Source organism: Amycolatopsis sp. DSM 110486 (assembly GCF_019468465.1).
Taxonomy (GTDB): Bacteria; Actinomycetota; Actinomycetes; order Mycobacteriales; family Pseudonocardiaceae; genus Amycolatopsis.
On sequence record NZ_CP080519.1, the window covers coordinates 2,907,693 to 2,921,115 of the forward strand.

Sequence of the window (13,423 nt, forward strand, 5' to 3'; positions counted from 1 at the left end):
GCGCCCGGCTTCCCCCACCGCGCGAGTTCCTGGAGTTGCAGATGAGTGCTGTCCGTCGCTGGTTCGTCACCGGGGCCTCCCGCGGCTTGGGCCGGGCGCTGACCGAGGTCGTGCTCGATCGCGGCGACCGGGTCGTCGCCGCGGTCCGGCGGCCCGAGAGCGTGGCCGACCTCGAGCAGAAGTACGGCTCGCAGATCGAGGTCGAGCAGCTCGACGTCAGCGACCTCCCGGCGATCGACGAGGTCCTCGGCCGGGTGCTGGCCCGCGGGCCGCTCGACGTGGTCGTGAACAACGCCGGCTTCGGCGTGATCGGGGCCCTCGAGGACCAGAGCCCCGAGCTCGTGCAGAGCCAGCTCACCACGATGCTGCACGCGCCGATCGCGATCACGCGCGCCGTGCTGCCCGCGCTGCGCGAGCACGGCGGCGGGCACATCTTCCAGATCTCCAGCATGGGTGGCCAGATGACCTTCCCCGGCAACACCGTCTACAACGCGGTCAAGTGGGGTCTGGAGGGTTTCAGCGAGTCGCTCGCCCAGGACGTGGCCCAGTTCGGCATCCGCGTCACGATCGTCGAGCCGGGTGCCATCCGCACCGACTTCCACCACGCGGCGAGCTTCCCCGAGGGAAATCCGGCCTACCAGGAAGGCGCGGTCGCGGCCGTGCGCGGCTACTTCCGCACAGCGGGCCTCGACCTCTACCAGGGCGACGCCGGCAAGGTCGCCGGCGCGATCCACGATCTCAGCACCCAGGAGAACCCGCCGCTGCGGGTTCCGCTGGGCAGCGATGCCTTCGACGCGTTGTCCGCCACGCTGCAGGGCCGCCTCGACGCCCTCGCGCCGCTGGAGACGCTCGCCCGGTCCGTGGCCATCGACCCGGCGCCGGAAGAATCCTGAGCCACCGTGTCCGGTCGGCGGCACCGGCGCCGACTCCGTGGTGAAGCGAACCGAAAGGACGACCACCATGGATTTCGAACGCCGGGCCGCCGAGATCGTGGCGCAGACCGAGCTGCTGCAGGCCACCGCGAAAGGCGCTGACCTCGCGACGCGGATCGCGGCGTGCCCGGACTGGAGCCTGGGCCAGCTGCTCAACCACGTCGGCGCGGGGCACCGGTACGCCGAGGGAATCGTGCGCACGCGCGCGTCCGAGGCCCCCGCCGATGACTACCTGCGTAACCCGGGCCACGAAGTCCGGCCGGGCAGCTGGCTCACCGACGGCGCCCGGGCCCTGGCGACGACCTTGCGCGAAGCCGGGCCCGACGCCGAGGTCTGGACCCCCGTCCCCGCCGGCGCGCCGCGAGCCGCCTTCTACGCCCGCCGCTTCCTGCACGAGACGGCCATGCACCGCGCCGACGTGACGCTCGCCCTCGGGCGGAGCTTCACGCTCGACGGCGACGTCGCCCACGACATCCTGGACGAGTGGCTGGAACTCGGCTCCCTGCCGGTGATGTTCGACTACTTCCCCGAACGCCGCGCGCTGCAGGGACCCGGCCACACGATCCACCTCGCGCCGACGGACCACGCGGCGTCGTGGACCGTCGACCTCACCGGCGACCTGCCCGCGTGGCACCCCGGCACCGTCGGGAACCCGGCCGTGACCGTCGAGGCGCCGCTGACCGACCTGCTGCTGATCATCTATGCCCGCGTGCCCGCCACCACCGCGAAGCTCACGGGCGACACGGAGTTCCTCGGCACCTGGCTGTCGCTGGTGAGTTTCGGCTGAACGCCCGGCTCAGCCTCACGGCCGAGGCGCTTCGCACCCGCGCAGGAGGCGAAGCGCGCCCCGGCACGAGACGATCAGGACCATGACCACCCAGCGCGTGGGCCCGCGCATCGCCCTGGTCGCCGAGATCGCGGCGCTCGGCGTGCTCGTGGTGCTCGACGCCGTGGTGTTCGCGCGCTCCGGCTCGGCACAGGGCACGCTCGCGCTGATCGCCGTGGACTTCGCGCCCGGGCTGGGGCCCGTGGTGGCCGTGCTCGCGGTGCTGCGCCGCCGTTTCCCGGATCACGTCGCGCTCGTGGCGACGGCGGTTTCGTGCCTGTCGCTGCTCGGCACGGCCGTCACGGCGGGCGTCGCGGCGCTCGGGCAACGGCTGCCGGTGCAGCCCAGCGGTGCGGAGGCGCTCGCGATCGCGCTGGTAGTCGGTGCGTGCTGCCACCGGCTGCAACGCCCGCCCGCCGCGACGTTGTCCGTCCTCGGCGGGATCGCGGCCGTGACGGCGCCGGTGTTCCGCTACGGCATCGGCTCGCCCGCGGCGCTGTTCTCGGCCGCCGCGGCCGTCGCGTGGGGTGCGGCGCTCGCGATCGGCCTGCTGCTGCGCGACGCCGACGCGCGGGCCCGCGCCGAAGCCGTCGAGGTGCGCGCGGCGGAGCGGCTGAACCTCGCGCGCGAGCTGCACGACCTGGTCGCGCACCAGATCACCGGCATCGTCGTGCGCGTGCAGGCCGCGCACCGCGTGACCGAACGGCAAGGCGGCGACACCAGCGCGTTCTCCGAGATCGAGCAGGCGGGCGCGGAGGCGCTGGCGTCGATGCGCCGACTTGTCGGCACGCTACGCACTGACGGGGAGAACTTGTTCAGTCCACCGTCCGGGCTCGCTTCGGCCGTGGACCGCGCGGTGCCCGACGACGGCACCGTCACCCTCGACGTGCCCGACGACCTCGGCGGCCTCAGCGCGACGCCCGAGGTCGTGACCACCGTCCACCGCCTGATCACCGAGGCCCTCACCAACGTCCGCCGCCACGCGCCGCGCGCCACCGACGTGCGCGTGAGCGTGCGCCGTGACCAGCGCGACCTCGTGGTGGAGGTCGGCAACGACGGCGCCGCCAAGCCCACGCGTCCCGGCGGCTACGGCTTGATCGGCATGATCGAACGCGTCACCGCCGTCGGCGGTACGGTTTCCGCGGGCCCGGCGGCCGGGCACCGCTGGCTGGTGGCCGCGCGGCTGCCGCTCGAAACAGCCTGAGCAGGAGGAACCCCGTGCCGGTGACCGTGTTGATCGCCGACGACCAGGCGATGGTCCGCACCGGCTTCCGGCTCATCCTCGAAGGCGAGCCCGACATCGAGGTGGTCGGCGAGGCCGCCGACGGTCAAGACGCCGTACGGCTGGCGCGGCAGCTGCGTCCCGACGTCACGCTGATGGACATCCGCATGCCCGGCGTCGACGGGCTGCAGGCCACGAAACTCCTGGCCGGTCCCGACGTCGCCGATCCGCTGCACGTCGTGATGGTCACGACCTTCGGGCTCGACGAGAACGTCCACGCGGCCCTGCGCGCGGGCGCGTGCGGATTTCTCTTGAAGGACGCGGGCGCGACGCTGCTGATCGAGGCCGTGCACGCCGCTGCGCACGGCGAAGCGCTCGTCTCCCCGGCCATCACCACGCGGTTGCTGGCCCATTTCGTCGGCAGCGCCGGCAAAGAACGGTCCGAACCGGACAGTCCGCTCACGAACCGCGAGCTCGACGTGGTGAAAGCCGTGGCGGGCGGCCAGACCAACGCCGAGATCTGCGAGTCACTCGTCCTGTCGCTCTCCACCGTGAAGACTCACCTCGCGGCCGCCCAGCGCAAGCTTCGGGCTCGCAACCGCACCGAGATCGCCATCTGGGCCTGGGAGACCGGGCTCGTCCGCTGAGGCCGAGGTCGAGGCCGGGACACGCGCCGGTACTCGCACTACCAGCGTTCCCGCGACCAGGTCACCAAGGCGTTGCCGGCGCGGGCTGACCAGCATGATCACCACGCCCGCGAGGCCCCAGCAGAACCCGTCCACCACCATCAGCACCGCGCGGATCACGTAGGCGCGCAACGGCGGCTGCCCGCCGTCCGGCAGCACCACACGGATCCGCAGCCAGCGCATCGCCGGCGTCTGGCCGCCGTGGCGGTGCGGCCACCAGATCTCGAGGTACAGACTCGCGATGGTCCAGATCCCGAACGTCGTGAACGCCACGATCTTGATGAACGTGAGCAGCGAGCCGGGCGGGGGCACGTAGAGCACGACAAGCACCGCGACCACCGCCACGGGCACGGTGGCGAGCAGCTGGTCGAGCACGCGCTGCACGACCCGTCGGCCCACCACGCCGGGGCCGGGCGCGGGAATGGTCATGCCGCCAGTTTCCCCGCTGCGGCAGCACCGCGCGCGTTGGCCCGCCTCGTTCGCACGGCCGAGGCGGCACCGGAAGTTCGTACCCGAGGCTGATCGCCGGCGTCCGCGCGCGCACGAGACTCGACGGCAAGCGGATCACGGACGAAAGGACTTCCCGGTGCGAACTCCCAGCGCAGTACTGGTCGCGGCGGTCATCACCGCCACCGCGGCAGCCACGGTCCCGGCGGTGGCGACCGCGGCCGAAGACCCCTACACAAGCCAGAAAATCACGTGGGGCGACTGCGCGTTCAAACCGGCCACCGGGGCGAAACCCGCACAATGCGCCGAAATCACCGTTCCGCGCGACTGGGCGAACCCGTCCGCGGGCACCGACCTCAAGGTGTCGATCAGCCGCGTCGCGGCGACCGGTGACCGGCAGGGTGCGATCCTCGTGAACCCCGGCGGCCCGGGCGGGCAGGGCACCTCGCTGGCCGGCCAGCTCGCCGGGCTCGAGCCGACCGTCAACGCGCAGTACGACTTCATCGGCATGGATCCGCGCGGCACCGGCCAGGAAGGCAGCAGCGACAAGGGTTTGTCGTGCCAGGTACCAACGGGCCGGCTGCCCGGCACCGCCCTCGACGCCCGTGACCGCTCCGCCGCCAGCATCGCGGCGCATCAGGCGACGCCGCGTGCGATCGCCGAGGCCTGCCAGAGCGACGCGCTCACGCCGTACATCACGACGTGGCAGACCACACACGACATGGACCTGATCCGCACGCTGCTGGGCGACCAGCAGCTCGACTACCTCGGCTACTCCTACGGCACCTGGCTCGGCGCGAAGTACGCGTCGATGTTCCCCGACCACGCGGGCAAGATCGTCCTCGACTCCAGCGTGAACTTCGAAGGCCGCCTGCAGGCCGACTTCGAGGCCTTCCCCGTGGTCGACCAGCGCCAGTTCGACGACGTGTACGTGCCGTGGCTCTCGCGCCAGTTCCCTGACCAGCTGGGCAAAACGCCGGAAGCGGTGAAACAGAAGTACGAACAGGTGCGCGCGTACTACGCGGGCAAGGACATGTCACCCGACAACTTCGACCACATCTTCGTCGGCAACGGCAGCAAACTGCAGTGGCTGCTCGCCGCGCTGGTCTTCACGCAGGGCGCAGCCGCGCTGGACGGCACCGTCCCGGCGCCGCCGAAGGACCTCGCGGCCGACCTCGACGCCGAGTCGCGCACCGCGTTCGGCGTGCCGGCCGCGGACCTGACCGTGGCGAAGGTCGTCGCGGCGACGCCCGACTACGTGCCGGTGGGCGGCACCCGCTACGCCGTGGCCTGCGGTGACCAGCCGACGCGGTCGGCGGCCTGGTACAAGAACCTCAGCGACCGCCAAGGTCCCGTCGACCCGCTGTACGGCTGGTCCTACGGGCTCAGCGAGCCGTGCGGCTACTGGTCAGAAGCGCCGCAGCACGAACTGCCGGACCTGCCGGCGTCGGTCGCGAGCCACGTTCTCGTGGTGCAGGGCGAGTTCGATCCGCAGACCGGCTACGAGCAGGGCCGCGCCGGGGCTCGTGCGGCCGGCGTGCCGCTGATCTCCGTGGACGACGCGCCCTTCCACGGCGAGTACGCGATCAACGGCAACCCGTGCGTCGACGGGCTCGTGAACACCTTCCTCACCAAGAACTCACGGCCCGCCTCGACCACATGCCCCGGTGTGCCACTGCCCGGCGAGGACGAGGTGCACCCCGTGGCCGGGCCGGTCGACCACCACGCCGGCGGCGTCGCGACCGAGGTGCGCGACGCGCTTTCGCACCTGCGCCAGAACGTGCAGGACCTGATCCGCGACCTCAACTCCGGGAGCTAGACATGGGACTTCGGTGGCTTCCCCGCACGCGGGGCACGGCTTGGGCGTACCTCGTGATCGGTTTGGTGATGCTGGGTCTGCTGATCGTGGAGCTGTCCACGGGTTTCGCCGGGGATTCCCTCGTGCAGTACGGAATCCTGGCGTTCATCTTCCTCGGGTTCACGTCGACGGGCGTCGCCAAGCTCGTCCTGACGCGCGGTCATCCCCACTGAATGGGGAGGCTCTTGAGGCCGTTCTGGAAGTTCGACCGCAGCCGCCGCGGTTCGCCCGCGAGACGGACTTCGCCGAGCTGCTCCAGGACGGCCTCGAAGAGCGCCCGCATCTGCACGCGCGCCAGGTGCGAGCCGAGGCAGAAGTGCGGGCCGTGGCCGAACGTCAGGTGCTCGCTCGGCGCGCGCGTGACGTCGAACGCGTCGGGGTCGGCGAACACGGTCTCGTCGCGGTTGGCCGAGGAGAACCAGACCACGACCTTGTCGCCGGCCTTGATGTCCACATCGGACAGCCGGGTGTCCTCGGTGGCCGTGCGACGGAAGTGCATGACGGGCGTCCACCAGCGCAGCATCTCCTCGACGGCGCCCGGCAGCAGCGAGCGGTCGTCGAGGAGCTTGCGGTACTGCTCCGGGTGCCGCAGGAGCGCGGCGAGCCCGCCGGGCAAGCCGTTTCGCAGGGTTTCGTTGCCCGCCACGGAAAACAGCCAGAACAGGTTCTCGAACTCCGCGATCGAGACGCGGCCGCCGTCGTCGTCGACGTGCTGCATGAGGTTGCTCATCACGTCGTCGCCGGGGTGGCTGCGTTTGTACGCGCCGAGGGCGTTGGCGTATGCGTAGAGGTCCGGCATCCCGGCGCGCGTGCGCGGATCGGGCATCGAGCCGTCCGGCCCCGGTTCGGGCCGCACGGCGAGGGCGGCGCGGGCGAGGTCCGTGACATCTTCCGGCCGGACGGTGGCGCTCACCGCGTACTCGGCGTCCTGGAAGCCGATCACGCGGTTGCTCCAGTCGAACATCAGCCGCCGGTCTTGCTCGGGCACGCCGAACACCTCGGCCAGCGTGAGCAGCGGCAGGTCGGCGGCCACGTCCTTGGCGAAATCGCACTCGCCGCGGTCCGCGACGGCCGCGACCAGGTCGTGGGCCCAGCCCTCGATGCGCTCGGTGAGCCGGCCGATCGCGCGCGGCGTGAACGCCTTGGTCAGCAGCCCGCGCAGCCGGCCGTGCTCGGGCGGGTCCATGTTCAGCATCATGCGCCGCACGTAGCCGAGGTCCTCGGGCGTCGCGGGGTCGCGGATCTGCGTGCCGCCGAGCTGCGACGAGAACGTGGCGGGGTTGCGCAGCACGTCGCGCGCATCGGAGTGGCGCAGCACGGCCCAGAAGTCGCCGACGCGCGTCACCGGCGTCTCGCGCCGCAGCTTCGCGAGCACGTCGTAGGGCACGCCTTCGACGTAGGTGTCCGGGTCGGCGATCAGGGCACTCGACACGGTCTCGACCCTAGCCCCGGAACCCGTGGGTGGGGAAAGATCCGACTGGTGGAAACGCTGAAGCTGCGCACCGACGGGTCCGGCGAGCCCGCCGTGCTGCTGCTCCACGGCCTGGGTGCGACCGGCGCGGTGTGGGACGGGCTGGCCGAACTGCTGGACCGGCGCGTGCTCGCGCCCGACCTGCCCGGTCACGGTGGTTCGGCGCCGTTGCCGGCTTACTCGTTCCCGGCGATGGCGGGCGCGGTGGCCACCGGGTTGGGTGCCGCCGGGCCGGTGGTCGTCGTGGGTCATTCCCTGGGTGGCGTGGTGGCCCTGGAGCTGGCTTCCGGGCGGCACGGTCTGGACGTCGCCGGGGTGCTGGCGCTGGGCGTCAAGGTGGAGTGGAGCGCCGAGGACCTGGAGCGCGCCGCCGCGATGGCCGCGCGTCCGCCGCGGTTGTTCGCCTCGCGGGAAGACGCCGAGGTCGCGTACCTGAAGGTCGCCGGGCTCGCGGGCCTGGCGCCCGCCGATCCCGGTGGCGTGACGGAGACCGCCGACGGTTGGCGCTTGGCGTTGGACTCCGCCGCGTTCGGCGTGGGCGCGCCGGACATGCCGCGGTTGCTGGCCGAGGCGACGTGCCCCGTCGTGCTCGCCGCCGGCGCCGACGACCCGATGTCACGCCCCGAGCAGCTGCGCGCGCTGGCTGCCGACTCCGTCACATTGACGGGGCTCGGGCACAACGCCCACGTGGAGAAACCCGCCGCACTGCTGCCGTTGTTGACGCAGCTCACGGGGCGTGCGGAGTGAGCGGTCGCTTAGGATGACGGGGTGATCACCGACCCCGTACACCCCGGCATCGACCAGCTCCTCAAGCTGGAACCGCTCGAGCGCAACCTCTTCCGTGGCACCAGCCACGAGGGTTCGCCGCAACGAGCGTTCGGCGGGCAGGTGGCGGCGCAGGCGCTCACCGCGGCGGGCGCGACCGTGCCCGAGGACCGGCACGTGCACTCCCTGCACGGCTACTTCATCCGCGGCGGCCGCACGGACCTGCCGATCGTCTATGAGGTGGAGCGCACGCGCGACGGCGGCTCGTTCACCACCCGGCGCGTGGCGGCGATCCAGAACGGCGAGACGATCTTCAGCCTCTCGGCGTCGTTCCAGAAACCGGCCGGCAGCAGCGAACACCAGGCCCGCATGCCCGAGGTCCCGGCGCCCGACGACGTCGAGGTCCGCGACGAGGACGAGCTGCCGATCATGCTGTCGGTGATCGAGGCACGATTCATCAGTGACCCGGCAGCGGGGCTGCCGGACGTCGGCAGCGGGCCGCGCCAGCGCATCTGGGTGCGCGCGAAGGGCCGGCTGCCGGACAACCCGCTGGCGCACGTGTGCGCGCTCACCTACATCTCCGACATCCGCCTCGCGGGCACGGCGGCGCTGCCCCACCGCGACGAGCCGGGCCGCGCGCAGCTGACCTCACTCGACCACGCCGTGTGGTTCCACCGCCCGTTCCGCGCCGACGAGTGGCTGCTGTTCGACATGGAGAGCCGCAGCTTCACCAACGAGCGCGGCCTCACCCACGGCGAGTTCTACACCACCGACGGCCGGCTGGTGGCCTCCGTCACGCAGGAAGTCCTGCTGCGGCGGCGGTGAGCTCACCGTCCTTGATGGACACTCCATTGAGGACCTTCGTGAGCGCCAGCATCTCGAGCACCGCGAGCAGCGTGTTGGCCACGGCCAGCACCAGGTACACGCCGGCCTGCAGCGAGAGCGTGAACGGGTGCAGCCCCGACGCCCCCGCCAGCAGCACGAAGTGACACACCGCGACGAGGACCAGCGACGCGGCGGAGAGCACCCCCAGCGCGAACAGCAGCCCCCGCAGTACGCGCGTGCGACGCCAGCGCAGGCGGCCGGTCTTCACGAGGTCGGGCGTGCTGACCATCACGAGGCCGCAGCCGTAGCCGCAGAAGCCGCCCAGCACGCCGCCGCCGGCGACCAGCGCCGTGGTGGTGTGGTACGACACGGGCACGCGGTACGCGGCCAGGATCGCGGCAACGCAGACCAGCAGGCCGAGCGGCAGGTGCGGCCACCCGAACCAGGGCAGCCTCCGCTCCATGCGGACGATCGTCGGCAGGTCGACATCACGGTACGACCCGGAGTCAAGCAGGGGCATCTCGCCATTCCTGTTCTTCCGGTGATCGGCGCAGCCTAGGCCAGCGCGCGCCCGGCCGCAAAAACGCGGGTCAGGCGCTCGTCCACGGTGGACGGTTTTTTGTCGGTGGTCGTCGCTAGGGTTCCCGTATGAGTTCCGAGGAAAACTCCGCTCTCGAAAACGCCGCTTGGGGGAACGCCGTGGGGAACACGATGGGCAACGCTGTGGACGAGGTTGCCGCCGAAGATCTGACGCAGGGCCAGTGGTTCTGGCACGTCCCCGTCCCTGGGCTCACGGGCTGGCCCCTGCAGGTCGCCACCGCCGAACTCCTGGACGACGCCGTGCGCATCATCACCACCGACGAGGTCCGCGAACTCGTGTCCTACGCCCGCGACCGCCGCGTCCGCCTGGCCGTCGCTTCCTGACACCCGACGGCCGGAAAGCTTTCGTTGCCACGGGTTTCCGGCCCGCACGTGGTGATTCGACGGATGTCGGTCCAGCACGATTCGATTCAGCAAGATCAATTGCAACGCCCCGGCCCTTCACGGTTCGAGCCGGTCCCTTCGGGCCGGCCCGCCGTCAATCCAGCAAATGCAGGTCCGAAGCGAGCCGCACCAGTTCGGCGCGACGGTGGACGTCGTGGCGGCGCAGCATGGACGCGATGTGGTACTTCACCGTGTGCGGGCTGAGGTGCAGGTGTTCGCCGATCTCGTGGTTGTTCTCGCCCCGGCTGATGCCGTGGACGATGTCCAGTTCGCGACTACTGAAGGCGGGTGGCGCGGCGTCCCCGCGGGCGCGGCGGTGTAGGAGTTCGCTGGCGATCCGCGGTTCGAACCAGCTCCCCCTAGTGGTGATCTCGCGCAGGATCCCCGGCACGCGCCCGACCGACGTCTCCTTCAGCAGGTAACCCGCGGCGCCCGCCTCGATGGCCTTGGCGAGGAGTTCGCCGTTGCCGTATGCGCTGAACATCACCACGGACAGCGCCGGGTACCGGCCGGTGAACGTTCGGCACAGGTCGATCCCGTTGCCACCGTCGCGTTCACCGATGCGGAGGTCGAGGATGGCGACCGCGGGCTGAACCTGTTCCACCAGCACCTCGCCGTCGGTGACGGTGGTGGCGCCGCCGAGGAATTCGAGGTCGGGTTCGCGTTCGGCCATGGCGCGCAGGCCGTCGTGGATGACCTCGTGGTCGTCGATCACGCAGAACCGGATCACGACGGCACCGGCCAGACCGGGATCGTCGCCTCGACCACGGTGCCGCGGACCGGCGCCGGGTGCACGGCGAGCGAACCGCCGAGCGACTCGACGGCCGAGCCCATCGCCCGCATCCCGAAGTGGCCGGCCGCCGGGCTGCGGGCGGCGTCGTCGAATGTGCCGTTGTCCGTGACCTGCAGGCTCACCACGCGCGAAACCGCCGTCACCACCCGGACCGCGAGCCGGTCGCAGCCCGAGTGCTGCTCGGCATTGGCCACGGCCTCCTGGCCCACCCGCACCAACGCCTCGGCCACCTCCCGGGCCACGTCCACGTCGTCACCCTCGAGCTCCAGGCTGCGCGGCACCCCGCGGTCGGGCAGGCCGTCGATCCGTTCCAGCACCTCCGAAGCCTGCATCACGCCCGCACCGCTCCCGACGACCAGGGTGCCCAGCTCACCGCGCAACCGCGCCAGGCAAGCCTCGGCCGCGTGCGCGATCGCCGCCAGCCGCGTCGCGGTCTCCGGGTCTGTCGCCGCAAAGCCCGCCTGCTCGGCCTCGAACCCGATCGTCACCAGCCCCCGCACCACGGAATCGTGCAGGTCGTACGCCACGCGCTCACGCACCGATCGCTCCACCGCCTCGGCCCGATGCCCTTCGCTGAGCCGCCGTCGCAACCCGAGCGAAGCGTGGCCCGCGAACTCCTCGAGCAGGTCCTCGTCGACGGACGTGAACGCGCGCATCCGCCGGTCGCCGACGTACAGCACCGCCGCGATCTCCCGGCCCACCAGCACCGGAACCGCCATCGCCGAGATGATCCCCTCGTCACGCGTTTCGCTCACGGGCGCGGCCTGCAGCCGCGCGTCGGCCGCGTAGTTGGCCGACCGGATGGGTTTGCCCAGCTCGCGCGCCAGCCCGCCGAGGCCTTGGCCGAGCTGCACGCGCAGGCTGCGGAACGCCGGCGTCCGGATCCCCAGCACCTGGTCGAACACGAACGTCCCCGGCCCGCCGTCGGGCACGGCGAGGTAGGCGACCTCCGACCGCAGCAAGTCCCGCGCCGACGTCAGCACCGCCGACAACACCGCCGGCACGTTCGGGCCGTCCACCGCCGCTTCGGCCACCAGCCGCGCCGCACCCCGCAGCGAGCGGTTCAGCTGCACCGCCCCCGACCGGCGCGCCTCGCGCAACGCCCGGGCGATCGTCGAACGGTAGTGCTTGCGCAGCGCGTCGTCCGCCAGCGAAGCCGGGTCGGGCACCGGCGCGCCGGCGGTCCCGACGATCACGGCGCCGACGCCATACGCGTCACGCCACGGCACCACCACACACGCACCGAGCCGCACCGCGTGGCGGCGCAGCTTCGACCGGATCTCCAGCTCCACCAGCGACGCCGGCTCGTGGCGCGGCAGCTCCTGGTTGACGACCACGGGCTCGTTGGGCAGGAACCAGTCGGCGGTGCCCGACAGCACGACGTGCGGCGGACCGCTGCGCCGGGCCTCGTAGACGACCAGCGCGACGTCGGCCGCGAGCAGCTCGCGGATCTCGTCGAGGATCGGGCGCAAGGCGTCGTCGATCGCCTGCAGGCCACCACCGTCGACGAGGTAGTCCACGAGCGTTCGTCCTCTCTGCTCGCCCGCCAGCGTCCCACACCCACCGGGGCCCGTCACGGCTCCGGCCGTGCGGAAACGGCCCGGACCGGCGCGTTTCACCGGTCCGGGCCCGTCTCGACGACCCGGGTTCAGCAGGTGGCTCAGCCCTGGCGGGCCCAGCTCGAGTCCGCAGGCGGGGGCTCCACGCCACGGACGTCCGGCAGCGCCATCAGCCGCTCGTCCTCCTCGTCGTCCACCCACGCGCGGGCGATCTCGTCGCACGTGGCGAACCAGACGCCGTCGTGGGAAACGATGTGCTCGACGAGCTTTTCGTACCAGAGCATGTTGTGCGCCTGGCCGATGATCTGCGGGTGCACGCACGAGGCGAACACGGGGTTGGGCACGCGCTCGTAGGCGTAGTCGAAGATGTCGCGCCAGCGGCGGAAGATCGTCTCCGTGTCCTGCATGCCGGTCGACACGCCGGTGTAGGCGAGCGGCGGGAAGTCGTCGAGGTACCAGTTGACCGGGATCTCGATCACGGAGCTGGCCTTGCCCGCGACGTTGCCCTTCTCCCAGTTGATCTGCCAGCGCTGCGGGTGGTAGGGCACGAGGTCGCGCGCCATCAGGCTGGTGTCGTAGCGGAAGCCGGACTCCTCGATGATGTCGAGCGTGTTCTCGCTGTAGTCCCAGTACGGCGACCGGTAGCCCGTCGGGCGGATGCCGAGCACGTTCTTGTACGTGGCGAACGCCAGGTCCACTAGCCGGCGCTCGGTGTCGCGCTCGATGCCCGGCGGGATCTCGTGGTAGTAGCCGTGGTGGCCGAACTCGTGGCCCGCCTCCAGCACCGCCTTGCACTGCTCGGGGAAGGTGTCCACGGAGTGGCCCGGCGTGAACCACGTCGTGGTGATGTCGAAGCGCTTGTACAGCTCCAAAAGCCGCGGCACGCCGACCTCGGCGCCGAACTGGCCGCGCGACATGAACGACGGGCTGGGCCGGTTGAACCCGCCGAGCCACAGCGACTGCGCGTCGAAGTCGGTGCCGAGGTTCACGGCGATCTTCTTGCCGGGCGGGAGTTGCAGGTGACCCATGGGTCCTCCTCTTGTGTCGGACGGTGT

Annotated in this window: 15 protein-coding genes; 9 read left to right on the forward strand and 6 right to left on the reverse strand. The window is 71.5% G+C overall.

What is annotated here, in order from left to right; genetic code table 11:
- The first annotated feature begins 41 nt into the window (after positions 1–41).
- The 4 genes from K1T34_RS14210 to K1T34_RS14225 all read left to right on the forward strand — a co-directional run bounded on the left by K1T34_RS14210 (position 42) and on the right by K1T34_RS14225 (position 3,627).
- On the forward strand, positions 42–893 hold the full coding sequence (locus K1T34_RS14210) for an SDR family oxidoreductase (RefSeq protein ID WP_220244734.1): 852 nt from the start codon (positions 42–44) through the stop codon (positions 891–893).
- A gap of 67 nt (positions 894–960) precedes the next feature.
- Entirely contained in the window at positions 961–1,719 is a 759-nt protein-coding gene (locus K1T34_RS14215; RefSeq protein ID WP_220244735.1) for a maleylpyruvate isomerase family mycothiol-dependent enzyme, read from the forward strand.
- Positions 1,720–1,801: 82 nt separating this feature from the next.
- Complete coding sequence (locus K1T34_RS14220; protein WP_220244736.1) at positions 1,802–2,962, forward strand: sensor histidine kinase; 1,161 nt, start codon at positions 1,802–1,804, stop codon at positions 2,960–2,962.
- A 14-nt stretch (positions 2,963–2,976) separates the two neighbouring features.
- Complete coding sequence (locus K1T34_RS14225; protein ID WP_220244737.1) at positions 2,977–3,627, forward strand: response regulator transcription factor; 651 nt, start codon at positions 2,977–2,979, stop codon at positions 3,625–3,627.
- Here K1T34_RS14225 and K1T34_RS14230 read toward each other — a convergent pair.
- On the reverse strand, positions 3,508–4,095 hold the full coding sequence (locus tag K1T34_RS14230) for an RDD family protein (protein ID WP_255638508.1): 588 nt from the start codon (positions 4,093–4,095) through the stop codon (positions 3,508–3,510). The genes K1T34_RS14225 and K1T34_RS14230 overlap by 120 nt on opposite strands.
- A gap of 157 nt (positions 4,096–4,252) precedes the next feature.
- Between K1T34_RS14230 and K1T34_RS14235 the strand changes: the two genes are divergently transcribed.
- Together K1T34_RS14235 and K1T34_RS14240 are read left to right on the forward strand one after the other, a co-directional pair.
- Positions 4,253–5,932: an alpha/beta fold hydrolase gene (locus K1T34_RS14235; protein ID WP_255638509.1), complete on the forward strand. Its 1,680-nt coding sequence runs from the start codon at positions 4,253–4,255 to the stop codon at positions 5,930–5,932.
- A 2-nt stretch (positions 5,933–5,934) separates the two neighbouring features.
- Positions 5,935–6,144 (forward strand): hypothetical protein, encoded by a 210-nt coding sequence (locus tag K1T34_RS14240; protein ID WP_220244739.1) that lies wholly within the window; start codon positions 5,935–5,937, stop codon positions 6,142–6,144.
- Here K1T34_RS14240 and K1T34_RS14245 read toward each other — a convergent pair.
- Positions 6,132–7,403 (reverse strand): cytochrome P450, encoded by a 1,272-nt coding sequence (locus K1T34_RS14245; RefSeq protein WP_220244740.1) that lies wholly within the window; start codon positions 7,401–7,403, stop codon positions 6,132–6,134. The two genes, K1T34_RS14240 and K1T34_RS14245, sit on opposite strands and share 13 nt — an antisense overlap.
- Before the next feature lie 48 nt (positions 7,404–7,451).
- Between K1T34_RS14245 and K1T34_RS14250 the strand changes: the two genes are divergently transcribed.
- Both K1T34_RS14250 and K1T34_RS14255 read left to right on the forward strand, forming a co-directional pair.
- A complete protein-coding gene (locus K1T34_RS14250) occupies positions 7,452–8,189 on the forward strand; it encodes an alpha/beta fold hydrolase (protein WP_220244741.1) in 738 nt (245 codons plus the stop codon).
- A gap of 21 nt (positions 8,190–8,210) precedes the next feature.
- Positions 8,211–9,032, forward strand: coding sequence for an acyl-CoA thioesterase II (locus K1T34_RS14255; RefSeq protein WP_220244742.1), 822 nt, complete (start codon positions 8,211–8,213; stop codon positions 9,030–9,032).
- Here the strand turns inward: K1T34_RS14255 and K1T34_RS14260 are convergent.
- The gene (locus K1T34_RS14260) at positions 9,001–9,552 is read right to left on the reverse strand and encodes a hypothetical protein (RefSeq protein ID WP_220244743.1); all 552 of its coding nucleotides are present in this window, start codon (positions 9,550–9,552) and stop codon (positions 9,001–9,003) included. The two genes, K1T34_RS14255 and K1T34_RS14260, sit on opposite strands and share 32 nt — an antisense overlap.
- A gap of 128 nt (positions 9,553–9,680) precedes the next feature.
- Between K1T34_RS14260 and K1T34_RS14265 the strand changes: the two genes are divergently transcribed.
- On the forward strand, positions 9,681–9,956 hold the full coding sequence (locus K1T34_RS14265) for a hypothetical protein (protein ID WP_255638510.1): 276 nt from the start codon (positions 9,681–9,683) through the stop codon (positions 9,954–9,956).
- Between the two features lie 154 nt (positions 9,957–10,110).
- Here K1T34_RS14265 and K1T34_RS14270 read toward each other — a convergent pair whose 3' ends face one another.
- From K1T34_RS14270 to K1T34_RS14280, 3 genes are all read right to left on the reverse strand, one after another.
- Positions 10,111–10,746 carry a response regulator transcription factor gene (locus K1T34_RS14270; protein WP_220244744.1) on the reverse strand — a complete coding sequence of 212 codons (636 nt, stop codon included), beginning with the start codon at positions 10,744–10,746 and terminating at the stop codon, positions 10,111–10,113.
- Positions 10,743–12,329, reverse strand: coding sequence for a GAF domain-containing protein (locus tag K1T34_RS14275; RefSeq protein WP_220244745.1), 1,587 nt, complete (start codon positions 12,327–12,329; stop codon positions 10,743–10,745). Before K1T34_RS14275 ends, K1T34_RS14270 begins: the two co-directional genes overlap by 4 nt.
- Positions 12,330–12,469: 140 nt before the next feature.
- Entirely contained in the window at positions 12,470–13,396 is a 927-nt protein-coding gene (locus tag K1T34_RS14280; protein ID WP_220244746.1) for a polysaccharide deacetylase, read from the reverse strand.
- Between the last annotated feature and the right edge of the window lie 27 nt (positions 13,397–13,423).